The organism is Haladaptatus pallidirubidus, assembly GCF_020700235.1.
GTDB lineage: Archaea > Halobacteriota > Halobacteria > Halobacteriales > Haladaptataceae > Haladaptatus > Haladaptatus pallidirubidus.
The window spans coordinates 378,220-403,868 of the sequence record NZ_CP085305.1; the positions used below are offsets into that span (position 1 = coordinate 378,220).

The window sequence follows — 25,649 nt, forward strand, 5'->3', positions numbered from 1 at the left end:
AGGGTACCATGCTCTGTTTTTCTACCCAATTCATTGCAAAACGTACCTGAATGTTTATTACTCTCGGTTCATACCTATGTAACATGGGCCTCCTGCAGTCAGCTTCGAAAACGATTGTCGGCATCGACATCCTTTTTCTACTGCTATTGGGATTTTCGTTCCTCTACCTCGAACCGGGGAGCGGATCATACGTTACGGCAACGATAACCCTCGTCCCGATTGTCCTCACGTTCGTGGGAGGTGTGCTTATACTTTACACCGGTTGGGAGCCGTTCGAGTGAGGTTGGTGCTGTCTCTCACCGGTACCTCCTCGTTCACACTCGTTTCGCCGCAACCCTTCTCGAAACGACGATTCTCTGTGATAGTAGCGGCGGGATTCGTTTCGTCTTCTTCTTTCCAACCGGCTACTCGTAGGGGGATAATTAACACATTGCCGATAATATGGGATAAATTGATTAGGTAGCTCTCGAAAGGCACTGTATAAGCGTACCATGGTAGAGATAGACTGGCGCGTACGAAGAGTAGGACAATCAATTTTCACTGCATGGGCGGTCACCACCCTCTCGTTCGTTCTCGTTCGACTGCTCCCGGGAAACCCGATGGGGGCGATGGTTCGAAAGTTAGAACAGCAGGGCGTCGACCCAGTTCGAGCCAGGCAGATCGTCGAACTTCGATTGAGCATCGATCCGTCGAAACCAATACCGGTGGCCTATGTCGATTATATGTCAAATATGCTGCAAGGAAATCTGGGCGTGTCGATTTATTACGGAGATCCTGTCGCCCAGATAATCGCCAATGCACTCCCGTGGACACTGTTCGTCTTGAGCTGGTCACTATTCATCACTTTCTTCGTCGGCGTCGTGTTCGGTGCACTGATGGCGTACTGGGAAGGTGGAAAGTTGGACGTGGGACTGACATCGTGGGCCATTCTGATGGGATCGGTTCCGTTCTACGTTTTGGCGTTCCTGCTGTTGATCGCCCTGTCGTACCGACTCGGCTGGTTCCCCACCGGGGGCAAGCAGCCAACCGGTGTGCCACCCGGATTCAACTGGCCGTACATTAAGGGGATAGTACATCACGCGACACTACCAGTCATGTCCATGCTCGTTGCGTCGGGGGTCGCCTCCCTGGGAATGCGCGGAAATTCGATTCGCATCCTCGGCTCCGACTATCTCCGCGTTGCCCGTCTACGCGGGCTCTCGGATATGACCATCTCGACTCAGTACGTTGCACGAAACGCCGTTCTCCCGATGTACACGACGTTGATGATCAGCATCGGAGAAATGTTCGGTGGTTCGATCGTGCTGGAGAAGGTGTTCCAGTACCGAGGCCTCGGGTACTACTTCTTTTCAGCATTCTCACAACGCGATTACCCACTGATGATGGGTGGCTTCGTGGTCATTACGGTGGCAGTCGTGCTCGCCTTACTGTTTGCCGATCTGACGTACTCGCTCATCGACCCACGGGCAGGAGGGCAGAACAGTGAATCGTACTAATCGCCGGTCGAGTAACGACTCATCGAGTCGGAGACGACTATCCGCGGAGGGTCACAACGAACCTGCAGCGTTTCAACTAAAAATAGGAGTATACCGATGATACGGACTACAGACGTTGATGAATCGCAAATCAACGGATTAACTGAACCGTGCAAGGAGAAGGCCAAATGACGAACCAGCCACGAAATGAATCGGCGACCGACGACCGCGAAAACATACGAACAGACGGAGGAAACGTCAATTCACCGTTCGATGTCGTCTCGCAGTACGAGGAGACGCGACGCGAACGGTACCGAAAACTCTACGACGCCTACGTTCATGCCCCAATCGCCATTATCAGGCGCGACCCCAGGGCACAGATCGGATTCACCATCCTGACGGTATACGTTCTGATGGGTACCGTTGGGACGATTCTCATCGAACCGACGGAGGTGACGGAGGGCCCGGCGTTCGTCAAGCCCTTCCAGAACTGGGAATTCCCCTTAGGAACGGACAGAATGGGGCGTGACCTGTTCTCGCAAGTGGTTCATTCCACCCAAACGATGCTCCAAATGGTCGCCTCGGGAGCCCTGTTTACCGTCAGCGTTGGAACCGTAATCGGTGGACTCGCGGGTTACAAGGGTGGAAAGGTCGACACAGTTCTTAGTTCAATCACCGACACTTGCATCAACATTCCCGCCTTCCCGCTCGTGATGGTTCTCGCCCTAATGCTTCCCATCGGCGGCAATCCGTGGGTGATCGGCATCTTGCTGTGCATCGCATCCTGGGGTGGTCTCGCGCGAGCGATTCGATCGCAGGTGCTCACGCTCCGACAAGAGTCGTTTGTCGAGGCGGCGCGGGCGATGGGGATTTCGACGCCGAAGATCGTTTTCAAAGAGATCATCCCGCATCTGATGCCATACGTGGTTATCAACCTCACCAACGCGGGACGCAGAGTGATCTTCGAGGCGGCCGCACTGTACTACCTAGGGGTCCTTCCGTTCGAGGACTTGAACTGGGGTGTCACACTGAACCTCGCCTACCAGGCCAATGCACATACTCGACCGCAAGCACTGCACTGGTTCTTAGTGCCGATGGGAGCCATCGTGTTCATTTCCATCGGGCTGATCCTCCTCGGGCAATCGCTCGACCGGGTCTTCAACCCACGCGTCCGGGCGCGACACGAAAAAATGGCCGGTGACGTCACAGCGGACGCCACCGACGACGAGGAATCGGGCAGCAAAATGATCGACGAACATCTTAGACAATGACTGTTTCGCAAACTGAGTACGGGATTAGCAAGGAGGAAACGATCGTAGAAGTACAAAACGCGTCCGTCACATTCGACGTGGAACGAGGTGACTCGTACGTCCTCGATTCAGTCGATATCGACGTCCAACGCAACGAGGTTCTGGGTGTCGTCGGCGAGAGCGGGAGCGGGAAATCGATGCTTGCCTCCGCCCTCCTCGATGCTATCGTTGACCCGGGACAGCTAACCGGGGACATCACCTACCATCCGAAACATGGCGAACCGGTTAGCGTCCTCGATCTCGACAGTTCGGACCTGGACGAATTCCGCTGGGAACAGATATCGATGGTGTTCCAGGGAGCGATGAGTTCGTTCAATCCGGTACGCTCGATTCGAACCCACTTCGTCGAGACGCTGAACGCGCACGATTACGACATCGATGAGGGAATGGAGCGCGCGAACCAACTCCTGAGGGATCTCTACCTCGATCCCGAACGCGTGCTCGACGCGTACCCGCACGAACTGAGCGGCGGAATGAAACAACGCGCGCTCATCGCGCTCTCGCTCATTCTCGAACCCGAAGTACTCGTCATGGACGAACCGACTGCGGCCCTCGACCTCCTGATGCAGCGGTCGATCATCTCGTTGCTTCAGCGGCTCAAGGAGCAATACGATCTCACGATCGTCTTCATCACGCACGACCTGCCCCTCATCGCCGATTTGGTCGATCGTATCGCAGTAATGTATGCGTTCGAAATCATCGAACTCGGACCGATGAAAGAGGTGCTTGAGTCTCCGACCCATCCGTACACCCGACTGCTACTGAAATCGACGCCGAACCTCGAATCACCGATCGAGGAGATGCGACCAGTCGAAGGGAGCGCCCCCGCTCCGGTGAACGTTCCATCCGGCTGTTCGTTCCATCCACGGTGTCCGCTCGCGGACGGACTCTGTGAGGCCGACGATCCTGGTCCGTATCAGGTCAACGATCACCATCACGTTCACTGTCATCACTGGGAAGAATCGGCCGAAACCATCCCGATGTCGGACGATTTATCGTCGTTGGACGGCTTTGGTGAGAGTTCTGTCGACGCGAGCAACGCGACCGGACATTCCGGCGGCGAACCGGTAGTTTCGATGCAGGACGTCGAAGTTCATTTCGAGAAGGAGAAAGGATTTTTCGACTTCTTTTCCGACCGGGATGTCGTCAAGGCAGTTGACGGCATTTCGCTCGATATCTACGAGAACGACGTGATCGTTCTCGTCGGCGAGTCCGGTTGTGGCAAGACGACACTCGGAAAAACGGCTGTCGGACTCCAGCGCCCGACCGGCGGAAGCATCGAATATCGTGGGCACGACATTTGGAACGTGCGGGATTCGAACGGTACTGGTGCCGTCTCGTGGGGTGACATCCGTCGCTCGCTCCAAATCGTCCACCAGGACCCCGGTAGTTCGCTGAATCCCCACCGCCGGGTGAAAGCCGCCCTAGATATGCCACTCAAGCGATGGCACGACGATCTGGACGGAAATGACCGAAAACAGCGCATCCTCGGGCTGCTCGAACACGTCGGCATGTCGCCCGCGGAGGATTACTTCGAACGATACCCGCACCAACTCTCCGGTGGTGAACAGCAACGCGTCGCCATCATCCGAGCGATGCTGATGAACCCCGATCTCATCCTCGCCGACGAACCGGTGAGTGCGCTCGACGTGTCGCTGCGCGTCGAAATGATGGATCTGATGATACAGCTCCAGAACATGTTCGACACGTCGTATCTGTTCGTCTCGCACGACCTCTCGAACGCACGGTACATCGCCGAGAAGACAGGCGGCCGCATCGGGGTTGTCTACCTCGGCGAACTCGTCGAAATCGGCCCGCCGGAGCAGATTATCAACGATCCACATCATCCCTACACGCAGGCCCTGCGGTGGGCGACGCCTGAACTAGCGCACGACGAGGAGGAGACGGTCGTCGACGAGTCGCCAATTAGGAAAATAGACATTCCAGACCCAACGAATCCACCGAGCGGCTGTCACTACCACACGCGATGTCCCGAAGCGCGCAAGGTCTGCCGGACGACGGCTCCTGACTCCTACAGTTCTGCGGACGACGAAACGCACCGAACGGCGTGTTTCCGCGTGGACGATACCCACGAATACTGGGAGAGTGACTCCATCGTCGAAGGAGACGACTAACTGCCACGAACTCGTCTTCTGTTGTCATCTTCACGTCGGTATCTCCGACGTTGACGCCCGTCAGTTGCCGTTTTCTCTGAACGCAGTATCATGCCATGCCAACCCCTTTCCGACAGCAGCGACGCCACCGTCGACGGGGAGGTTCGTCCCGGTGACGAACGACGATTCCTCGGATGCAAGAAACAGGATCGCGTCGGCGATTTCGCGCGGCGTCCCCGCGCGCTTGAGGATACCGGGGCCGTCGGTGTGCGGCGTAGTTTTCTCTGAGAAAAATCGGTGCGCCTTCTCGTCGTCGTCCGGTAGGTGGTACTCGGTGATGACCCATCCCGGTGAGACGGCATTCACTCGGATTCCATTGGCAGCGTGGTCGCACGCCATGTCTCGTGTCATCGATAGTAGCGCACCTTTCGTGGCATCATACTGTGACCAGTTCGGGCGGCCAACTGCGGCCCCGTTCGATGCGACGTTTATGATAGACCCACCCTCCCTCATCAGTGGAATCAGGTGTTTCGAGCAAAACCCGACGCCCTTTACGTTCACCGCAAGGATTCGATCCCAGCTCGCTTCGTCCGCATCCGTTACGGGTTGCGGAACGGCACGGACGGCAGCGTTGTTCACGAGGACGTCAACGCTGCCGAGCTGGCCGTCCACTGTTTTCGCCATCGCCGCCACCTGCTCCTCGTCGCCGATGTCGGCCGTCACGGCGATTGCATCTCGCCCCGTCTGCGCCCGTATATCAGCTGTCGTCGCTTCGGCAGACTCGCTGTGACGGTCGACCACGGCTACAGACGCTCCAGCTTCGGCAAGACGAATGCACGTCGCCGCTCCGATTCCGTTTCCACCGCCTGTGATGACTGCAACAGCGCCTGACAATCGTTCGCACATAACGCTCCGTTTCCCGTTGGAAACATAACTACTTCGGTCGTCGGACGAAAAGTTGCGGGTAAACGGAACGCGTCGAAAACGACATATCCTCCAACTGTGACGTACTCCCATGGTTCGTTCGCGGTTCGTAATGCTTGTGTGTTCGTCGCCCGGCGGCGGAAACAGTAGCGTTGTCAGCTATCGATTCGATTCCGCTACTGGGACGCTGACGGAATCAGCGACGTCGCCCGCAGAAAACCCATACTATCTCTCGGTTCACCCAACTGGAAAGTACGCGTACACGGTCGACCGGGTGTCGGATGGAATCGTATCCGCGTATCGAATCGATAGTTCGGATACGACCCTAACACGGGTAAACCGGCAGCCTAGTGGAGGTGCCGGCCCGTGTTACGTGAGCGTCAACCACGACGGAAGCTACGTTTTCGTTGCGAATTACGGCGGCGGAACTGTATCGGCACTACCGGTCGGCGACGACGGACGATTGGGTCGTGGAACGACGATTCGTTTCAAGGGTGAGAGTGAAAGCGGTGATACACATCCCCACTCCGCTGCGCTGGGTTCGGTCGAGAACATTGTTTACGTTCCTGACCTCGGGCGTGATCGAATCGTCACATTCCGGCTCAAACGGGACGGGACGCTGGATTCGACGGTGATTCCCGACGTGACAGTCCCGTCAGGAACCGGTCCGCGACATTTCGACTGCCATCCGAACGGACAGTTCGTGTACGTCGTAAACGAGTTGAACTCGACACTAACCGGGTTCGAGGTGGTTCAAGCGACCGGAGTGCTTCGCGAAATCGGGACGGTGAATACCGTGCTGTCACCGTTCGACGGCGAAAACAGTGCTTCCGACGTTCGTGTTCATCCGTCGGGGCAGTGGGCATACGCTTCGAATCGAGGTCACGACAGCATCGCGTTCTTTGCGGTTGACGATACCTGCGGTCAACTCGATCCACGAGGCACTGTTTGCGCGGGTGGACGAACTCCCCGCACCATTGCACTCGACCCAACCGGTCGGTTCCTTTTCGCAGCGAACAAAGATAGCGGCGGGGTGGCGGTGTTCGAAATCGATACCCGGACGGGAACCCCCTGTCTGGTGAGCGACTTTTCGGTTCCCAAACCGATGTGCGTACAGTTCGTCGAAAGTCGGTGAACTGGTTTTGCACTCCGAACGCTCAAACCGTTTCCGCTATCCGAAGAGCGGCGAAGATTTATTCTCTTGCCGACTGCAGTCAGTAACGTACCACCATGGAAACATTCGAATCCGACGGGCACGTTATCGTCCGTCTCGACCGCGGCGATCTGGCGCTCGAATCGCTCACCGACGCGTGTGAAAATCACGACGTTGACACTGGCGTTGTCGTCTCGGGTATCGGAACGTTCAGCAACTTGAACGTCCACTACGTGAATCGCACCGACCTCCCGGAGGAAAAAGCCGACCGAAACATACAGCTCACTCTCGATGGCTCGTGGGAGGTGACGAACGTCGGTGGAATTGTCGCCGACGGCGAGCCCCATCTGCATGTGACGGCGTTCAACGGCGACCGCACGGTCGGCGGACATCTCGAAACTGGATGCGAGGTGAACGTTCTCGGGGAGTTCACCATCAGAAAGCTGGACGATTTCTCGCTCCACCGGCAACCCGGAGAAAACGCGGTCTCGCAACTCCAACGTCGGTGACCGCATCCCAGCTGCGATGAATCGTGTTGTTACTATCCGGATTTTATACGACGATGTCGTCGGGTATCGCTGTGCAGAACTGTAGGGACAAAGCGTACAGCACCGTTCGGAAGTGCTCGTTCAGTGGCGTTGCCACCAGATTATCGCGTATGCGGTGACACCGAATAAGAAGAGCGCCGTGCCCCAGACTGCATATATCGCCGCCCAGACACCGGTATTGATGATGAATCCGGCGACAAATAGGATCACACCCAATAGCGCGATGGTAAGGGTGACCGAATTTCGAATCGTCGCAAACAGTTCAATCGCCGGGTTCGATCTGTCGCCAGTCTCGCTAGTTTCTTGCACTGAACTCATTGATAGCATGGTACGTAGTAGCAGTATATATCGATTGGGGTGCCTTCGATTTGGGAGCACCCCAACCGAATCGGTTCGGTACATCGATATGGTCTCCTTACGACGGCCTCGTTCTTCAGTTCACTACAGAGAGACGGACGTCACTTCCTACTCTTCATTTGTCGACACCAAAACCTTCGTATAGTGGCTGTGTGAATATCACACGAGGATGTCGACAGAACACGGTAACTACATCGACGGAGACTGGATAGAATCAGAGTCGGGCGAGACGTTTGCGGTTTCCAACCCGGCAAACAAAAACGAGATACTGGGGACGTACCAGCAATCGACGAGCGATGACGCGAAAGCCGCCATCGAAGCGGCAGTTGCGGCACAGGACGAGTGGGCTTCGACACCAGCCCCCGAGCGCGGAGCTGTTTTGAAACGAACGGCTGATGCACTCGAAGCACGCAAAGACGAACTGACCAAGACGCTCACTACGGAGGAGGGCAAAACCCTCTCTGAGGCGGGTGGCGAGGTACAGCGTGCGATCGATATTTTCACCTACTACGCGGAGAAGACTCGTGACCTCGGCGGAACGATGAAAGCGGCGAGCGCCGGGAACAAACAGCTGTACACAAAGCTCGAACCGCTCGGAACCGTCTCGCTCATCACGCCGTGGAATTATCCTATCGCCATTCCCGCGTGGAAGCTCGCACCCGCGCTCGCTACCGGCAACACGGTGGTTTTCAAACCCGCGTCCGCCGCGCCAGGGGTTTCGCTGAAGCTCGTCGAATGTCTCGAACAGGCCGGATTACCTAGTGGGGTCGTCAACTACGTAACGGGTTCCGGCAGTGATGTCGGCGCGCCGCTCTCGGAACACGGCGAAATCGATGCAGTGTCGTTCACTGGAAGCACTGCCATCGGGACGATAGTTGCCCAGACCGCGACGGAGGATTTGAAGCGCGTCCAGTGTGAGATGGGCGGGAAGAATCCGACAGTCGTTATGCCAAGTGCTGATCTCACCGACGCTGTTGACATCGTTGGCTCGGGGGCGTTCGGCGTCACCGGACAAGCGTGTACCGCCTGCTCACGTGCCATCGTCCACGAGGAGGTGTATGACGAGTTCGTCGCGGAAATCGTCGATTACGCGGAATCGCTGACAGTCGGAGACGGCACCGACGATGTCGATATGGGGCCGCACGTGACCGAGAGCGAACTTGACGAAACACTCGAATACGTCAATGTAGGTCGCGAAGATGGAGCGACCCTCGAAACCGGCGGCAACCGCCTTACCGGTGACGAGTACGACGATGGCTACTTCGTCGAACCGACTGTCTTTTCGGACGTGAACGCCGATATGCGCATCGCTCAAGAGGAAATCTTCGGTCCGGTGTTGGCGGTACTTTCGGTTTCGGATTTCGAGGAAGCGGTTGCCGTCGCGAACGGCGTCGAGTTCGGCCTCTCAGCGAGTATCGTTACGGACGACCTTTCCGAAGGCCATAGGTTCATAGAGGGTGTCGAGGCGGGCGTCGCAAAGGTGAACGAGAAGACGACCGGTCTGGAGTTGCACGTTCCATTTGGTGGTTACAAACAGTCATCGACGAACACGTACCGCGAGCAGGGCGATGCTGGTCTTGACTTTTTTACCTCAATCAAGACCGCATATCTGAACTACTGACCGCCGAGGCGGTCGAGATCCGAACATACGTCCGCGAACTATCGTGGGTCGGACGTGGTTACTCCGGCGGTGCCTCCCACTCTTCGCTATCGTCTTGCGGATCGTATCCGATTTTTGCTCGCACGTGTTCGAGATCGAACCATCGTCGCCGGTTGTCGCTGATGCCGCTGAAGATATCAAACGTGACGGATTCGTCCTGCAGGCAGCAGTCGATTTGGTGAGCGAAATCCCGTCGCGACTGCCACGTCGCCTTCATACGTGCGACCTGTTCGTCGTACTCGGGATCGCTCCGCTCCCATTTGCCATCGTCCACTCCCGCTTCGGCGTCGCCATACGGATGGTCGTACGCCTCGTCGTTCACGGTGCAGATGCGAAGCGCGTAGAATCGCTTCGGATACTCGTAATTCTCGACGTAGTACCGACCGAAATCCTCCCCGAAACTGTTGGACGCGCCGTAGTAGGAGTCAGGACGGACGGGGTCGGTGTGGTCGATAACAAGGTCGTACGTGGGTGAGTACAGCTCCGGGCGGTGCTCCACCTCGTACATTCCCATGACGTGGTTCGTCGAACCGAAAACGAACGACTCGACTTTCTCCCGGCGAGCCGCTTCGAGCGCGTTGTACATGCCGATAATGTTCGGTTCAAGGATATCGCCCCAATCACCGTCGGTGTAGGGATAGGCAGCAAGGTGGACGACAGCGTCCTGCCTCTCGAACGCATCTCTGACTTTCTCGTAGTTGGCGATGTCCCCGATTACGGTGTCGTAACCTCCGTAAGGGTGATCGTTCGGTCTGTCCGAACGGTTGTAGTACGTGAAGTCGTACTCGGGTCGGTCGTGGAGGTTGTCGATGATGGCTGTTCCACAGCGTCCGTAGGCACCTGTCACTACGACGTCCATGCTGTTAGCTATGCATCTCGGTATTAAATAGCTACGTTCAGCGCCCGTTATTCGCCACTCGACGGGTACTCAGTCTCCACTGTGAATTAATCCATTGCGGTGGTTACCAACCCGTCGAAGTTGAGGATCACCCGCTGCGTAATGTCGCCGAACAGCGCCTTTCCGGTCGGGGATCGTTTCTGTCCGCCGATAAACGCGTGGTCACACCCGCGCTTTTCCGCCAGGTCGAGTATCATACTTCCGAGTTCGTCCGATTCGACCACATCGCCGACGACTTCGTACTCCACGTCATCGACCATCTTCGACAACGTTTCCTTGGCGAACTTTTCTCCGAACTGCACGGCGGCTTCTTGGGCAGTAAATTCCCCGTAGCTCGTCCGTTCGGTCTCCTCCGCGGTCGCGAGGGCGTCGAGTTGTTCTTCGAACTGCTCCGGCGTTATCCACGAAAACAGGATCAGCTTCGCGTCCGTGTTCCGTGCGAATCGACTCGCTTCCTCGAGCAGGTTTCTATGCGTCTCGGTGTCGTCTATGACGACGAGTCCTCGTTGCATCGGTCGTAGATGAATCCGCATAGCAAATAAACCTAGCTACCGCGGAACAGTGATTTACCCTCGGTTCGTTCGATACCGCTCCACTGCGTTCCGGTCGACCGAAACTCCCAACCCCGGGCCCTGAGGAACATCGAGAACACCTCCCGACGGGTCGAGCGGCGTTTCGAGAATCTCGCTCCGAAGTGGATTCTCGCTCCTGTCGAACTCAACCATCATCGGCTCTGGGACGTTGCGCGTGTGTGGATAGGAAGACACGCTCGCGGCAAACTGCACCGCGGCGGCCATTCCGATGCCGCTGTTCCAGACATGCGGTCGAACGGCGACGTTCTCCGTCGTCGCCATATCGGCTATCAGTCGTGCCTCCGAGAAGCCGCCGCACCGTCCGAGATTCGGCTGGACGATGTCGACGACTCGATCATCGATGAGGCGCTTGAACGCGAATCGGCCGTAGTGGGCCTCGCCTGCCGCGATCGGCGTGTCAATCCGGGATTTTACCTCGCGGTACCCCGATTCGTTCTCCGGCGGCACGGGTTCCTCGATCCATGTGATATCGTACTGTGCAATGGCCTTCGCCGTCTTCACGGCCTGTCTTGGACGATAGTTGCCGTTCATATCGACCATCAGGGTCGCGTCGTCGCCGAGAATTTCCCGCGCGATTCGCACGCGTTCGACGTCGTCTTGGAACCCGCTACCGATCTTTATCTTCGCAGCGGTGAAGCCCTCCTCAACTGCATCCCGTATCGGTCGGTCGAGGGACCGGTTCGCCTCGGTGAAATACATCGTCGACGCGTACGGCGTCAACGTGCGACACTCCTCGCCACCGAGTAACCGATGAACGGGACGGTCGACCGTCTTCCCGATGATATCCCAGAGGGCGACGTCGATGGCGCTAACACAGCTTTGGACGAACACGCTTCCGCCAAAGTGATACGGGTCGGTGTACGACCGGTCGGCGAGCGATTCCACGTCGAACGGATCCATTCCGAGAACGGTTTCGCGGAACAGTTCGTCCACGGTTGCAGCGGCGATGCGGCCGGGGGCGAACGCCTCTCCCCAACCGATCGTACCATCGTCGGTTTCGATGCGCAAAAGCGTCGTTTCACGCGTCCGTCCGAATCCGCGAGAGTCGCCCATGCCCCTTCCCTCGGGGAGTTTTGTGGCGATCGGAATCGTCTCGATTTTCGTGACTTCCATGCTCAACCCTCAGAGTCGGATGAGTTATAATTTGTGTCGGTAGGCGGGTTCGTTTTGCCCACACGGTATCGAATAGAGCCGGTGACGGTGTTCACCGAATCCACTTGAACCGCAAGGATGTCAGTTCTCGTTGTTGGCAAATATCGTCACGAACCGGTTCGGTGGGAGAAGTTCGCCACGGCAAACAGCGGAATGGCTGTTCTGTCGTCGTTCGTATGTGCCTCACTCGTCGTACTGAAATTCTGTCCACGGTCCTTCGACGAAGGGATATTCTTCGACGACATCCAGATTGACCTCCAGGCCGAGGCCGGGCCCATCGGGAACCGTCAAGACGCCGTCTGTTACGGACGGCTCCCCGTGGATGATGTCGAACGCCAGGTCGAACGGATACATTCCGGGGTCGGCGTCCGTCTGAAGGAGTGGGTCGCGTGCGAAGATAGGGTACTCTAGCAAACCGGCCTCCGGCGCGGCGGCAACGAGGTGCGCATTGGCGATGAGGCCGAGCCAGGTACCGAAGTTGTGCGGAACGAACGTCACGTCGCGCCCACGGCAAAACTCGATTGCCGACGTGCATCCAGTGTACCCTTCGTGGTGACGCACGTCGCCTTGAAGGAAGTCGACCGCCCCCGTTCGGCCGAGCTCCACGAGACCAGCCGCCGTTTCCTCGCTCTCCCCGCCCGCGAGCGGCGCACCGCTCGCGGCGAGTGCGACGTACCCCTCACGGTCGTCGGGCTCGACGGGTTCCTCTATCCAGTAGGCCCCGCGGTCGGTCGCGTGCTCGACGAGTTCGGCGATCGCGCGCTCTCCGTATGCGTCACGCAGTTTCCACCACGTGTGGACGTCGAGCATGATCTCCATCTCGCCTACCGTCTCGGTCAGCATGTCGACCGTCTTCCGGTCGCCTTCGATTCCGATGCCTGGGCGATATTTGTATCCAAAGAACCCGAGCGCTTCGATCGTTTTTGCCTGCCCGACGTATCCCTCGGGTTCCATGTACATACCGGCACTCGCGTAGAGCGGTATCTCGGTCGTCGGCTCGCTTCCGAAGTCGTCGGTGAGGAGTTCGTAGATCGGTGCGCCGAGTTCCTTCCCACGGAGGTCGTACAGGGCAATGTCGATGGCCGAAATGGCCTCGTACAAGAGTCGGTCGGGAAGGTCGGTTTCGAACAGCAGGTCGTGTGCGTCCGTGACCGAGTCGATACGCTCCCCAGTGAGGGATTCCGCCACCGTCCCGTTGACGATATCGGCGAACGTCCCGTGCGAGTCTCCATCGAAGTACTCGCGCATCGCGGAACTACTCGCACCGGCCGTCGCGAAGCCTTGGAGCCCGTCAGCCGTCTCTACGACGACGAGGACGACATCACGCTTGTAGAGCCGCCGAACTCCACCGGAGAAACGACGGTTTTGGGGCGGGTCGATTGGAGACGAAAGTGCGTAGCCGCTAATGTTCGTAAGCCGCATATCCAATTTTGGGAAGTCGAACACGATAAATCTCCTGAAACCAGCGAACGGCGAGGACGACCCTTCGCACAGCATTGTCACCCTAGCCTTGCACCGCTCGTAACTAATTTCCGTAGGCGAAGATTTTATGCCATCGTACCCAGATTCTTGGGTATGCCACTTTCCAACGATAGGGTGCGCCAGCACCTTCGTGGCGTCGCCGCTGGAATCCTTACGCCGTTCGACGAGGATCTTACGGTGGAACACGCGAAGCTAAAAGAGAACGCTAGAAGCCTGTACGATAGCGGTATTCGAACCTTTCTAGCCTCCGCCAACATCAGTGAGTATCATTCTCTCTCACGCGACGAACGAGTCGAGGTAACGAGATCGAGCGTGGATGCACTCCCCTCGGATACCTGCATCCTCGCTGGCGTAGGCGGGAGTACAGCGGACGCCCGAGAGGCAATACGCAACTACGACCGGATCGGCGTTGACGCTATGATGGTGATGCCGCCGGATCACTCGTATATTCACGAGCAAGGACTCATCCGGTACTACGAGAAACTCGACGAAATTTCCGACGCACCGCTCGTTCCCTACGTAAAGGGAATTGACCCGTCGGTTGGATACCTGCGAGATCTAACAAACGTCGATGGCGTGGTTGGTATCAAGTATGCGCTGGAGGATGCAGTCAAACTCGGACGGGGCGTTGCTGCTGGCGATGATGACATCGTTTGGGTAGACGGACTCGCCGAACCTTTCGCCCCGTCGTTTTGGAACGAAGGAATCGAGGGCTTCTCTGCGGGTGTCAGTAACTTCCGCCCCGAAGTCGGCCTCGAACTGTTCGACGCGCTCACAGCCAGTAACTGGGAGCGAGCGAGACGACTCCGCAACATCTGCGTTCCGTATCAAAATTTCCGCGAGGAAACAGGCCAGAACAACACCATCGCGGGAGCGATTAGCGTCTCCGCGGTAAAGAAGGGACTCAATCTCGCAGGATTACACGGTGGGAACGTTCGCGAACCGATCAAACCGCTGTCACCCGAGGACGAACGGAAGGCAGAGGTGTTGTACAACCAGCTCGAAGACGACATCGAACGCCTCATCGGATGATGAATCGGAGATCTTCGGCGAGAACAATCTCAAAGCTGACGTCGCCTGCGAGAGGGCCGTCCGGTCAGTGTCGACTCTTTCGCGTGAGTGATACCCGGTCGTAAACGAGTCGCAAGGTGCGTTAGCCCCTGGTGCAAGCATCGTCGAAATCCGTGACAGCGTCGTGAGAACGCGACGAGGGCGTAGAGAGCGCCCGCTAGGAGAACTTCGTGTTCAGTTCGATGACGTTTGCTGCGCGCAGAACCTGCTCGGCGAGTTCGCTGTGGAGTCGGTCGTCCGTGAACCGACTGGTTGGACCTGAAATGCTAATCGCGCCCAGGACAGTGTCCTCGTTTTGGACGGGTGCAGCTACGCACCGAAGCCCGTGGATGTTCTCTTCGTTGTCGATTCCGTAGCCGCGCTCGGTGATCCGCTCCAGTTCGTCGTACAGTTCCTCGGCGTCAGAAATCGTGTTCTTCGTTTGCCGTTCGAAACTGCAGTTCGCGATGATTTGTTCTTGTCTGTCAGTTGTAAGGTATGCGAGAATCGTCTTTCCCAACGACGTCGCGTACATCGGTTGTTGTGTCCCGACTCTGGACGCCGTTTCGACCGCTTTCGGCCCCATCGCCTTACAGAGATACGACACCCGGCCGTACTCTTCGATCCCGAACTGCGCTATTTCGTTGGTGTTCGTCGCCAATTCGTTGACTTCCTTTTCTATGACGTCGTAGTTTCCGACCTGATCTCGAACGCGTCTGGCCATGTCCAGAATTCTGAGGCTCAGACGATAGCCGTCGTCCTCGGGAACGAGGATCTCCTGATTTACGAGGGTTTGCAGGTGGCTGTGGATGGTGCTTTTCGAATGACCGAGTTCGTTCGCCAATTCGGTCACGCCGACGTTTTCGCGTCGTTGTGCAACGTCAATGATACTGAAGGCGATCTTGACCGATTGAATCGTGCGCCCAGTGTGGTTCTCGTTTCGTTTCGCCATACAACTCCCACGGTACTCCCGCATTATAAATCTGTTCCCCTGTGGGGAACTAACGGGAGCAGTTTGGATATAAATCGACTCGATTCGGCCGTTTTGGCCGACGATTGGGAGAGCGAACAAGAGGTAAACGGTGAAATCATCGCGCTTCATTCCCCAGAGATGGCATCCAATGAGCGGAACAAAACGTTCCCCCTTAACGAACGGTTTTTTACACCGACCGACCCAACCCCTCTCATCAATGCCGGAACTATCGCCGTCGTCCGTCTCGATTCCGACCTGCCTACGACCGCTATCTCGTTCGTCTCCCGAGGAAACTGCTCGACGATACTCTCGATGGATGAATGATACCCGATGACAACGCAATTTCCCATTACAAAACTATATCTGTAATTTTCACGTTCGGTATGGGAGAACGTCCCGTTCACGCAAGGATGCTCCATCGTTCCCGCCGACAGGTCGATTCAAAGAACGCTTAGAGGCTGCGGGAGGTATCCTAACCCCGGAAGCGGTGGAGCCGAGAAGAGAGGCGCGGGCAGCGCTCCGAAACAACGATGCTGGAGGATTTTTAAACCGTCACGGCGGCCTAATCATTACCGCTCCACAGCGACGAATGTCAACGACCTCCGAGTATTCATCGTTTCAGACAGCTAATCGTTCCACATCGAGGCAGTTGGTGTGCGCTCAGTCCGATGTCTCGACGTCGCGAGCCCACGACCGTAGCCAGGGCGCGTGCCGGCCTCCGGGACGTCGAGCGACCGGGTGTTTACCGAGAGGTCGGGGTAGCCGCCGACCTCGTCCTGGCTGTCGATGACGCTCCCGCCGGCGGTGCGGACGTTCTCGATCTCTCGGGAACCAACGGGTCTCTCGAGATCCGATGGCTCGATGCCAACGAGGCGGCGTGAACCGAGACTGACTCTGTCCGTGGTAGCGGCCATCGTTCCCTGTTGGCACCCAATTCTGGAAACTGGCTAGCCGTCACCCGGCAGTAAGAGCGGTGGCTCCCGCCGACTCCGCTGGTCGTACTCGATGAGGCGGTGGTCGGCGAGGGACGGGAGATGCTATCAGCGCAATCCGTGCGTGTTGGAGCGACGTGACGGCGTCCACGTGCTTCTGAACATGCTCGGCCAGCTCAGCTCGTCGAGCGTTGCAACGCCCGTGTCTTTTGTCCGGAGATAAGAGAGTACAGTGCGGCGGCAGGGGTCTGCAAGTACTTTCAACAGGGCGTCGACCGGGATGTCGTGCGTAGATTGCTTTTGGTTATCATTCTCTGACTCCTTCAGTGTGGCGTGGCGGATCACCCACCGGCCACTATTTGATTACCACGTTGTGCTGTGACGTCGATGATCACACTGGTAGAGACTCATTACGGTACCATTCTCTAAGTGCCTCTCATCAGATTCTCAAAACGCCACATATTCCACTCTCATCTGATTTCATGGCGGTTTACATAGAAAAATTGTCCGAAATAGTTATCATGATTGCCCATTTTGCTATGAGATAGCACAGCGCTCAGCCACAATGTGGCTCCCAGATTCCAGGCTGCACAATAAAACCACCATGACTACGCACAATACCTCACAAGCACCATCTGATAGCCGAGACGCCTCTGATCACCCACTAACGCATCCCTCTGCGCCGCTCACGGACCGGATTGTGACGGCAGTCGCCAATGCGGCCGATTGCTCGCGTCAAGAACTCGCCCCTCTCTATGAGGTCGTCGATCCTGACGCGTTAAACAGCCTCTTCGCGCCAACCTACTCGGGTGGCACACAAGCTGATGGGCGGGTTCATTTCGCGTATTCTGGCTACGAGGTTGTTATACACAGTACAGGCGACGTGAACGTGAGCCTGCTTGACGCGGCTGGCGAGTAATACCACGAATACGTCACTAGTCGGCCATCCACTCGCCTTCAGTCGAAGTATAGTTAGCGTGGTCAGGCTAGTTGTGGGTGGCGGTAGCCTTGAGGAGTTCGTTACGTATCTGAACTGTTTCACTGCGCCCATCGTACTCGATGAGCTCGTGCTCAGCAAGTTTCAGGACGTATAAGATGAATGATCAGAACTACCAACTGCACACAGTTTGATTCGGGGGTCCCAGGGGTAGGTTACTTCCGATTGCAATGTTAGGCGGAACCACACACCACTACTTCTTGTGTAATCCGACGATACAAAGCTCTTATCGTCCGATAACAGCCATTAAAATCTCTATAAATCCATGCCACTACATCAAACGCTCAAATGCTAGAAGTTGAGACTACAGTGGGCTTAGCAGGCCTGTGATGCGTAATTTCAGTCGAATCAGTACGTGGGGACTGCTTCAGATCGTCTCTCAAGCACCCATTCTTGTTGTGTTAGCACTTATTTCAGTGATTTGTTGAGACTACTAGACCCTCGTTTGTAGCCGAGTGGACTACCCCGACTAACCTGGAACACTCGAATTCGATGCAGACTGGACGGGAGCTATTCGTCGGTACTCGCTTTTCCGGCCATCATCTGCAGAACCTGCATCACGCCCGAATTGTCGTCGTAGCCCATATCGTTCTGGATCATTGTCTTGTAGAGTTCGTGGGCAAGTCCGGTGTGGGGCATAGGAGCACCGAAGGCCTCACCGGCGTCGGTGGCGATTTTGAGGTCTTTGTACTGGTACTTGGCGAAGAAGCCCGGTTCGAAGGCGTCCTGAATCATATTAGGGGCACGATTGTCGAGCGTCCAACACCCGGCCGCGCCGCCGGAGATTGCATCGACGACAGCCTCCAAATCGGCACCCGCTCGATCGGCGAACACCAGTGCCTCGCTCACACCCACCATCTGGGCGGCGACGACGATTTGGTTCGCGGCCTTCGTCGTCTGGCCGGCACCGCTCGGTCCGCAGTGGGTAACGGTCTCGCCCACGACTCCTAGGATGTCCGTATGCTCGTTCAACGCGTCCTCGTCGCCGCCGACCATTATCGATAATGAGCCCTCGATCGCGCCTTCCTCGCCGCCCGAGATGGGCGCGTCGAGCATAGTCACACCGATTTTCTCGAGATCCGTGGCGATGGACTGGGTGACCGTGGGCGAGATCGTAGAGTGGTCGATGAGCGTCATACCCTCGCTCAGACCGTCGACGACCGGGGTGTTCTCGTCATCGTTACCGAGTATGACCTGCTCAACATCGGGCGAATCGGGCAGACAGAGGAGGACAACGTCGCTCGCTTCGGCGACACCTGCGGGTGAACCACCGTCCTCACCGCCGTACTCGACGAGCTCTTCCGTCGGGCCGTCGGAGCGGTTGTGTCCAACGACAGAGTACCCTGCGTCGAGAAGGTTCTTCGACATCGGCAGTCCCATGATTCCGAGTCCGATAAATCCTATTGTCTCGTCTGACATATCGCGTAAACCATGTACCGCAGAACGGAATACTCTTACGTATGTAATTTGATAATAAATACGAAGACTGCGGAGCGAAGAATTCCAGGAGCGACCGATTCTACTGACCGTTCGGTTCAAAGTATCCCTCGGAAGGTGATCGTTGAAGAGGACGTTTCCCGGTTATCGACGCCACTACAAGCCCGCTAAACCACGGTACGCACGTTTATCAGTAGCCGTCCACGCGATAGTACCGTCACGACCGGGAGAACGCGCGTGATAAACGGTGCTATCGTCACGCTTCTTTCCTCAGAGATGGTATCTGGTGAGTCAGACAGGACGTTCCCCCTTAACGAACGCTTTTTAACATCGACTGACGCATTCCCCCTCACCGATTCCGGAACCGTCACTGTCGTCTGTCTCGATTCCGACCCGCCTACGACCGCTATCTCGTTCATTCCTCCCGGAAATAGCTCGACGATACTATCAATGGATGAACGATACCCGATGAAACCGCAACTCTCTATTACAAACCAAACCTGTAATCTCCACGTTCGGTATAGGAAAACACCCCAGTTCCCAACGGGCTTACTATCGTTAAATACGATATTGTTCCCGCCGATAGGTTGATTCAAAGAACTACTGGGACCTCGATGACATCTTCACTGACCGCTGAATCCAACGAAGAACACTTATAATCCACGTTCGAGAACACTCTGCGTATGAGCGTACGGGTAACCGTCTGGAACGAGAACGTACACGAGCGAGAGGACCCGGCCGTTGCGGAGCGCTACCCCGACGGCATTCACGGTACGATCGCGTCATCCCTCGAAGCCGACGGATACGTCGTCGAAACCGCAACGTTGCAGGAGCCGGAGCACGGTCTCTCCGAATCCGTGCTTGATGAGACGGATGTTCTCGTCTGGTGGTCTCACTGTGCCAACGATGAGGTAAGTGACGATGTCGCTACCCGCGTTGTTGACGCCGTTCACGGTGGGACGGGGTTTGTCCCGTTACACTCGGGTAAGAACTCGAAGCCGTTTACTCAACTGATGGGAACGACGTGCAACATCAAGTATCGCCACGGCGGTGAAACCGAGCGAGTGTGGGTCGTGGATCCCGGACATCCCATTGCTAACGGTCTCGACGAGTACTTCGAAATTCCGGCGACCGAGATGTACGGTGAGCCGTACGATATTCCAGAACCCGACCGGACGGTATTCGTCTCCTGGTTCGAGGGCGGCGAGGTGTTCCGTTCGGGCGTGTGCTATCGACGTGGACGCGGTCGAATCTTCGCGTTCCGTCCCGGTCACGAGGAGTATCCCATCTTCTACCAGGACGAAGTTCAACGGGTCATCAGCAACGCCGTCGCGTGGGCCGCTCCAAACGAAGGGGCCACTGTGAACTGGGGGAACGTCGAATCTGTCGAATCGTTGGACGAGTAAGGATAAATTCTGATTCGAGTGACCTCTTTTCACGTTAGCTTCGTTCTCGACCCAAATATTGATTACGTGCGCCCCTCCGATAGAAGCTATGACTCTGTTCAAGGCGACGAAATCGTATTCGAAGCCGCCTGCGTGGGCGACGAAACAGCGACGACTGTTTGACCTGACGCTCGACGCGGTCGATTCGTTCGTCGAGCATTACTTCACCGACGATGGTAGCCCGCTGTGGCCGCCCGACGGGCACGTCGGTATTGACGGCTCCGACGACCTCATCGAGGGTTTTTACAACTGGCCACTCGTTTACGCAATGGGCGGCGACCGACTTCTCCTTGATGCGGCGAAGAAAAAGTATCTGGCAGTCATCGACCGTCTCTCCACGGTCGAGACGCCATACGGTCACCCGATGTACGTGGATGAGTTCGACCAAGGACGCGATTGGTTCCATCTTGGCGAGGGGAACCTCTACACCTACAACATAGGCCTCGCCGATCCGGCCGACGATGCGGTGGTTGAGCGAGCGGAGCGGTTCGCCTCGATGTACTTCGGTGACTCGAAGACCGGCAACTACGACGCTGAAAAACGTATCGTCCGCAGTCCGCAAACCGGGAGCATGGGCCCGGATTACGGTGACTTCTCGAAGTACGTCACCCACGGCTACGGATCCGACTATCGTTGGTGGCGTCACGGCCTCCCGTGGCGCGACGTACCCGAGTTCAACGAACCCGCAGATCTACACGACCCCGAGAACGAGGAGTTGCTGTTCGAGGTGTTGAACGAGCGGTGTACGAAGGGCGACATCCCGCTCAACCTCAACATCACGAGTCTGATGACCAACGCGTATCTCCACACGAGCGATGACCGCTACCGTGAGTGGGTCTTCGATTACCTCGAAGGGTGGCGCGAACGGACGTCGGAAAACGGCGGAATTATTCCCGATAACGTGGGGCGTTCGGGCGAAATCGGCGAATATACGAACGGCAAGTGGTACGGCGGCTATTACGGGTGGTCGTGGGGTGGGTGGCACTATGTCGGCATCGGTCCGACCGTCGCTGCCGAGAATGCCGTCCTTCTCGACGGCGATCGCGAGCATCTGGCGTTCCCCCGGTCGCAACTCGACCTCCTGATCGAGCGCGGCATAGAGGTGAGTGCGGATGCCGTCAACGATACTCTCTATCTCCCGCACAAGTACGGTGATCCCGGTAACTACCACTACAACGCCTCGGGCGTACTCCGGGAGAACGACGGTGAAGTTCGCTACGAGGACGGTTGGTTCGAGTTCCAACCCCACAAGGACGACCCGTACGCCGTCCACCTGTGGTATATGTCGATGAGCGACGAAGACAGAAAGCGCGTCCGTGATCTCCGCAACTACCACAAGCAGGATTGGCGGCGCGTCGATCCGCGCGCGAAAACGAAGCACGCCGACGGTCACGAGTATGCTTGGCTCGCCTATCTCGACGGGGGGTTTCAAGACTATCCCGAGCGAATTATGGAGGCGAGTCAGTCACAGGTTCGGGAACGAATGCGATTCATGCGCCAAGAGGGGTACGAACCGGACGAGATCGACGAAGACTACCTTCGAAACCGCAACCCAGTCTCGGAAAAGGGGCTACTTCAACTAACGATGGGTGCGCCCCAACCGATCTACTACGGCGGTCTCGTCATGGCTCAAGTTCGCCACTTCGATTGCGAACGCGAGCAGCCAGGGCTTCCCGACGGCGTCGCGGCGCTGATCGATTCGATTACCTCGGAAGGAATCGGACTGACGCTCGTCAACACGAGCGGCCAAGATCGCGAAATGCTCGTTCAGGCCGGTGCGTACGGCGAACACGAGTTCACGACCGTCAAAACCGGGGACGAGGAGGTTCGTCTCGAATCCAACGTCATCACAGTTTTGCTCCCGAGCGGCACGCGTCTCTCCCTCTCCGCCGAGATGAATCGGTTCTCGAACGACCCCAGCTACGAAATCCCCTCCGAACTCGACCGATAACGTTGTTCTATGCGGTTTTTCGTTATCGAACGACTTGCAGCGAGCGTCCGGGCTGGAGACCCGTGATTTCCCGCACTGAACCCCGGTGACCGTCGGTCGTTGAATTCGAAACTAGACGGCCTTCCATGCGATAGTAGGCGGAACGGTAACGATGTGGTATCGTCGATATTCGATCTACAAGTTGGCACCCAACGATGACGCTCGCAAATTCGCTGGTAACGCGTCTGGTGCCAGGCCCGAGCATGCTCCAACGAATGATTCGATAGTCGGGACTTCTTTGTACTAGTACGTTAGACCGACGAGCATGATCGAGAACTACGACGCTTTTGATCGTCCGGATCAGAAATTGGCACTGGATTGTATCACCGCCGGAATCCGCGCTTCGGAGCCAGCGACCGTAGTCGACGAGTGCCTCTCGCTAGACGGGACAGAGTTGGTCATCGACGAGGTTCGGTACGACCTCGCGGAGTACGACGAAATACTCCTCGTCGGCGGTGGGAATGCGGCCGCTACCGCAGCGAAAGCATTGGAAGACGTACTGGGCGACTGGCTTGACGGTGGCGTCGTCGTCACCGACAACCCAGTAGAAACGGAACGGATCGATGTACTACCCGGCAGCCATCCCGTCCCGAGCGAACGCGGTGTCGAGAGTACACGGACGCTCCTGGAGATCACCGAGTCGGCCGGAGCAAACGATCTCGTGATCGTCGTTGTTGCTGGTGGTGGCAGCGCGCTCATGCCTGCGCCAGCCGACGGTATCGATCTCTCGGATCTTCAAACCACGACGGAGAGGCTGCTGGCGTGTGGCGCTGACATCGGTGAGATCAACGCTGTGCGCAAACACTGCTCGGATATCAAAGGCGGCCAACTTGCTGACGCTGCGGCGCCGGCGACAGTCGTTGGTTTCGTGTTCAGCGACGTCGTCGGGAACCGTCTCGACGTCATCGCCAGTGGTCCGTTGACGGCCGACGAATCGACGTTCGCGGACGCACTCGACGTCATCGACCGGTACGAAATCGACGTACCTGACGCAGTCATGGTTCGACTCCGGCGGGGCATGGATGGTGAATGTCCTGAGACTCCGTCTCCAGACGACGCACCGTTCAGATTCGTTAGCCAACACGTGCTTGCCGACGGGAACACCGCGCTTGAGAAGGCTGCCATGGTAGCCCGTGAGGCAGGATTCAAACCGCTAATACTGACTTCACGGATTCGAAGAGAGGCCCGAGAAGTCGCCAAGACGTTGGTCGGAATCGCCGAAGAAAGTGCTGACACCGGTACTCCAGTAGAGCCACCTGCAGACTACTTTCGGGAGGCGAAACGACTGTTACCCTCCGTGGCGACGGTGCTGGCGGTCCGAATCAGGAGTTCGTTCTGAGTGCGGCCCTGCAGCTTACGGAATCGAACGTTACCGTCGCCAGTGTCGATACCGACGGCATCGACGGCGCTTCCGAGGCTGCGGGTGGTATTGCATCCCCGGAAACAGTGGATCCAACTGGGGAGGCATGGGCTGCGCTGCAAGACAACGACGCGGGAGGATTTTTAAATCGTCAAGGTGGACTGCTCTTCACCGGCCCTACAGGGACGAATGTCAATGACCTCCGGGTTATTGTCATTTCAGATCGGTAATTAGATTGAGAGCGCTCTATTTTCGGCAAGAGATAGTTGACACCCGTATCGTTCAGAGTCTAGTGGATCTCTTGTGCTTCGAAACCACGGTCGGCGAGTCTGGGTCAATATTGACGAACTCTTCAGCTTGCGAGACATGTTTTCGAACCGTCCGCAACCCGTAATCGGACGTCCGACCCGTGAGACGTTTTCGTAACGATTGGGTGACGACCGCGGCTGTGTCACTAACGTGTGGACACGTCGCGCCCACGGCGACGATACCGGTTGTCACGGCGACACCAACAAGTGGAAAATTGCCATTCAGCGATCAACCAAACCAGCTAACGTCTACTGCCTCCTCCGAATGACGAATGGCTGATTGGCAAGACGTGAACACGAATATCCAGGCCAACTCGAAGAGGAGAAGTAGTGGTACTTCGTCATGCCGTTCGATACGTCGGCGACGACCGAGTCCTCTCCAGACCGCCAGTGTTCCCGGGAAAAGACTTATTTTTGTGAAACCTTCCGGACGCTGGCTGTAGCTGAGATTAGTCCGCTCTAATACGTCTGAATTCTGGGGAACGATACAGAGTTCATCTGACGGCAACTTCTCAGTCGGAAACAGCGCAGTACCGTTAGTCGAGGAGAAAAGATAATGAGACTAGATAAAGAACTCTGGCTATGAGCAATCACTTGCCGCTGACTGACACTATACTCCGGTCAAATGCACGAACAGCCATCCTCGTAGCGATCGCGGGCGGCTGTGATTCAACCCGTTCACTGGTAGACTCCGATCTCGCCAGCGAGTCCGCAGTATACAACGCGTTAACTTGTCTCCAAGAACAAGGGTTGATACGCAAATCCCGATCGAAACGATGGTCACTAACTGGTCTGGGGCAAGTCGCCGCCGATTACATCGGCAGCTGCCAACAAAGCGAGTCAGTGCTTTCGATTGATCCAGACTACTGGCAGACCCACGATGTGACTGCACTACCGCCACGTTTTCGGCTTCGTCTTTCGGAACTTGCTGGTGGCGAGGTGGTAAAGGCAACTGAGACACGACCAACAAACGCCATCTACGAAGTCGAACAACGACTGGTTGACGCGAACTCAATCAGTGCGATCACACCAGTGTACAACGATCAGTTGGCCGATGCGGCCAGCGATGCTGACATAACGCGACTCATCTTTGACGAAGCCGTTTTCGACGAGGTCATCACGGAAATGGTTTATGCACAGCCTAGTGCCAAGGAAATGATTCGAGTGACCGATGTTTCGGTTGCAATCACCGTTACCGATGACTGTCTTCTCCTTTCGCTACCGACGTTAGACGGAACCTACGACTCGCAAACGGAATTTATTGCTGACACTGATGAAGCGCGCTCTTGGGGTAAACACCTTCTCGAATTTTACTGGGAATCGGCACAGCCGCCCGAATACGACTCTTCGCGCCATAACTGACCCTATTAAGATTGGCCGTCGCGGAGGTGGTATCGAGTGCTGTCTTTCGATCAAGAACACCAATAGAACTTCCAATACGTGCAGTAGTTGAGATCAATGTTCTCAATCCTACGTTGTGGACTCTTCTCG

23 protein-coding genes and 1 pseudogene are annotated in these 25,649 nt (G+C 56.7%); 14 read left to right on the plus strand and 10 right to left on the minus strand.

Features of this window, described 5'->3' with window-relative positions; translation table 11 throughout:
• The first annotated feature begins 83 nt into the window (after window positions 1-83).
• The 4 genes from LIX15_RS28660 (at window position 84) to LIX15_RS28675 (ending at window position 4,920) form a co-directional block, all read left to right on the plus strand.
• Complete coding sequence (locus LIX15_RS28660) at window positions 84-281, plus strand: hypothetical protein (RefSeq protein ID WP_227778209.1); 198 nt, start codon at window positions 84-86, stop codon at window positions 279-281.
• 210 nt (window positions 282-491) lie between these two features.
• Window positions 492-1,496 (plus strand): ABC transporter permease, encoded by a 1,005-nt coding sequence (locus LIX15_RS28665; protein WP_227778210.1) that lies wholly within the window; start codon window positions 492-494, stop codon window positions 1,494-1,496.
• Window positions 1,497-1,663: 167 nt separating this feature from the next.
• Entirely contained in the window at window positions 1,664-2,746 is a 1,083-nt protein-coding gene (locus LIX15_RS28670) for an ABC transporter permease (RefSeq protein WP_227778211.1), read from the plus strand.
• Window positions 2,743-4,920, plus strand: a complete 2,178-nt coding sequence (locus LIX15_RS28675) for an ABC transporter ATP-binding protein (RefSeq protein ID WP_227778212.1) — start codon at window positions 2,743-2,745, stop codon at window positions 4,918-4,920. Before LIX15_RS28670 ends, LIX15_RS28675 begins: the two co-directional genes overlap by 4 nt.
• 60 nt (window positions 4,921-4,980) lie before the next feature.
• Here LIX15_RS28675 and LIX15_RS28680 read toward each other — a convergent pair whose 3' ends face one another.
• Entirely contained in the window at window positions 4,981-5,805 is an 825-nt protein-coding gene (locus tag LIX15_RS28680; protein ID WP_227778213.1) for an SDR family NAD(P)-dependent oxidoreductase, read from the minus strand.
• Window positions 5,806-5,914: 109 nt separating this feature from the next.
• Between LIX15_RS28680 and LIX15_RS28685 the strand changes: the two genes are divergently transcribed.
• Together LIX15_RS28685 and LIX15_RS28690 are read left to right on the plus strand one after the other, a co-directional pair.
• Complete coding sequence (locus tag LIX15_RS28685) at window positions 5,915-6,958, plus strand: lactonase family protein (RefSeq protein ID WP_227778214.1); 1,044 nt, start codon at window positions 5,915-5,917, stop codon at window positions 6,956-6,958.
• Between the two features lie 95 nt (window positions 6,959-7,053).
• Window positions 7,054-7,485 (plus strand): PPC domain-containing DNA-binding protein, encoded by a 432-nt coding sequence (locus LIX15_RS28690; RefSeq protein ID WP_227778215.1) that lies wholly within the window; start codon window positions 7,054-7,056, stop codon window positions 7,483-7,485.
• Window positions 7,486-7,605: 120 nt separating this feature from the next.
• On the opposite strand, the gene LIX15_RS28695 is transcribed toward LIX15_RS28690, so the two are convergent.
• Window positions 7,606-7,842: a hypothetical protein gene (locus LIX15_RS28695; protein WP_227778216.1), complete on the minus strand. Its 237-nt coding sequence runs from the start codon at window positions 7,840-7,842 to the stop codon at window positions 7,606-7,608.
• 208 nt (window positions 7,843-8,050) lie between these two features.
• Here LIX15_RS28695 and xacF point away from each other — a divergent pair, with 208 nt between their 5' ends.
• On the plus strand, window positions 8,051-9,502 hold the full coding sequence (gene xacF / locus LIX15_RS28700; protein ID WP_227778217.1) for a 2,5-dioxovalerate dehydrogenase: 1,452 nt from the start codon (window positions 8,051-8,053) through the stop codon (window positions 9,500-9,502).
• Between the two features lie 58 nt (window positions 9,503-9,560).
• On the opposite strand, the gene LIX15_RS28705 is transcribed toward xacF, so the two are convergent.
• From LIX15_RS28705 to LIX15_RS28720, 4 genes are all read right to left on the minus strand, one after another.
• Window positions 9,561-10,400 carry an NAD-dependent epimerase/dehydratase family protein gene (locus LIX15_RS28705; protein ID WP_227778218.1) on the minus strand — a complete coding sequence of 280 codons (840 nt, stop codon included), beginning with the start codon at window positions 10,398-10,400 and terminating at the stop codon, window positions 9,561-9,563.
• 86 nt (window positions 10,401-10,486) lie between these two features.
• Window positions 10,487-10,951, minus strand: a complete 465-nt coding sequence (locus LIX15_RS28710; protein WP_227778219.1) for a universal stress protein — start codon at window positions 10,949-10,951, stop codon at window positions 10,487-10,489.
• Window positions 10,952-11,005: 54 nt separating this feature from the next.
• The gene (locus LIX15_RS28715; protein WP_227778220.1) at window positions 11,006-12,145 is read right to left on the minus strand and encodes a mandelate racemase/muconate lactonizing enzyme family protein; all 1,140 of its coding nucleotides are present in this window, start codon (window positions 12,143-12,145) and stop codon (window positions 11,006-11,008) included.
• Between the two features lie 222 nt (window positions 12,146-12,367).
• Complete coding sequence (locus tag LIX15_RS28720; RefSeq protein ID WP_227778221.1) at window positions 12,368-13,606, minus strand: mandelate racemase/muconate lactonizing enzyme family protein; 1,239 nt, start codon at window positions 13,604-13,606, stop codon at window positions 12,368-12,370.
• Between the two features lie 153 nt (window positions 13,607-13,759).
• Here LIX15_RS28720 and LIX15_RS28725 point away from each other — a divergent pair, with 153 nt between their 5' ends.
• Entirely contained in the window at window positions 13,760-14,698 is a 939-nt protein-coding gene (locus LIX15_RS28725; RefSeq protein ID WP_227778222.1) for a dihydrodipicolinate synthase family protein, read from the plus strand.
• Between the two features lie 196 nt (window positions 14,699-14,894).
• On the opposite strand, the gene LIX15_RS28730 is transcribed toward LIX15_RS28725, so the two are convergent.
• Entirely contained in the window at window positions 14,895-15,668 is a 774-nt protein-coding gene (locus tag LIX15_RS28730; RefSeq protein ID WP_227778223.1) for an IclR family transcriptional regulator, read from the minus strand.
• A 63-nt stretch (window positions 15,669-15,731) separates the two neighbouring features.
• Here LIX15_RS28730 and LIX15_RS28735 point away from each other — a divergent pair, with 63 nt between their 5' ends.
• Window positions 15,732-16,013, plus strand: coding sequence for a hypothetical protein (locus LIX15_RS28735; protein WP_227778224.1), 282 nt, complete (start codon window positions 15,732-15,734; stop codon window positions 16,011-16,013).
• A gap of 302 nt (window positions 16,014-16,315) precedes the next feature.
• Here the strand turns inward: LIX15_RS28735 and LIX15_RS28740 are convergent, their stop codons facing one another.
• Window positions 16,316-16,603: a hypothetical protein gene (locus LIX15_RS28740; RefSeq protein WP_227778225.1), complete on the minus strand. Its 288-nt coding sequence runs from the start codon at window positions 16,601-16,603 to the stop codon at window positions 16,316-16,318.
• A 622-nt stretch (window positions 16,604-17,225) separates the two neighbouring features.
• On the opposite strand from LIX15_RS28740, the gene ddfA reads away from it, so the two are divergent.
• Window positions 17,226-17,540 (plus strand): DdfA family disk-determining factor, encoded by a 315-nt coding sequence (ddfA, locus tag LIX15_RS28745; protein WP_227778226.1) that lies wholly within the window; start codon window positions 17,226-17,228, stop codon window positions 17,538-17,540.
• A gap of 588 nt (window positions 17,541-18,128) precedes the next feature.
• On the opposite strand, the gene LIX15_RS28750 is transcribed toward ddfA, so the two are convergent.
• A complete protein-coding gene (locus tag LIX15_RS28750) occupies window positions 18,129-19,037 on the minus strand; it encodes an NAD(P)-dependent oxidoreductase (RefSeq protein WP_486327117.1) in 909 nt (302 codons plus the stop codon).
• A gap of 701 nt (window positions 19,038-19,738) precedes the next feature.
• Here LIX15_RS28750 and LIX15_RS28755 point away from each other — a divergent pair.
• The 3 genes and pseudogenes from LIX15_RS28755 to LIX15_RS28765 all read left to right on the plus strand — a co-directional run bounded on the left by LIX15_RS28755 (window position 19,739) and on the right by LIX15_RS28765 (window position 24,080).
• A complete protein-coding gene (locus tag LIX15_RS28755) occupies window positions 19,739-20,461 on the plus strand; it encodes a ThuA domain-containing protein (protein ID WP_227778227.1) in 723 nt (240 codons plus the stop codon).
• An 88-nt stretch (window positions 20,462-20,549) separates the two neighbouring features.
• A complete protein-coding gene (locus LIX15_RS28760) occupies window positions 20,550-22,451 on the plus strand; it encodes a DUF8034 domain-containing protein (RefSeq protein ID WP_227778228.1) in 1,902 nt (633 codons plus the stop codon).
• Window positions 22,452-22,755: 304 nt separating this feature from the next.
• Window positions 22,756-24,080: pseudogene (locus LIX15_RS28765) on the plus strand (glycerate kinase type-2 family protein).
• Between the two features lie 52 nt (window positions 24,081-24,132).
• Here LIX15_RS28765 and LIX15_RS28770 read toward each other — a convergent pair.
• Entirely contained in the window at window positions 24,133-24,351 is a 219-nt protein-coding gene (locus LIX15_RS28770) for a hypothetical protein (protein ID WP_227778229.1), read from the minus strand.
• A 389-nt stretch (window positions 24,352-24,740) separates the two neighbouring features.
• Here LIX15_RS28770 and LIX15_RS28775 point away from each other — a divergent pair, with 389 nt between their 5' ends.
• Complete coding sequence (locus LIX15_RS28775; protein WP_227778230.1) at window positions 24,741-25,520, plus strand: helix-turn-helix transcriptional regulator; 780 nt, start codon at window positions 24,741-24,743, stop codon at window positions 25,518-25,520.
• Window positions 25,521-25,649: the final 129 nt, after the last annotated feature.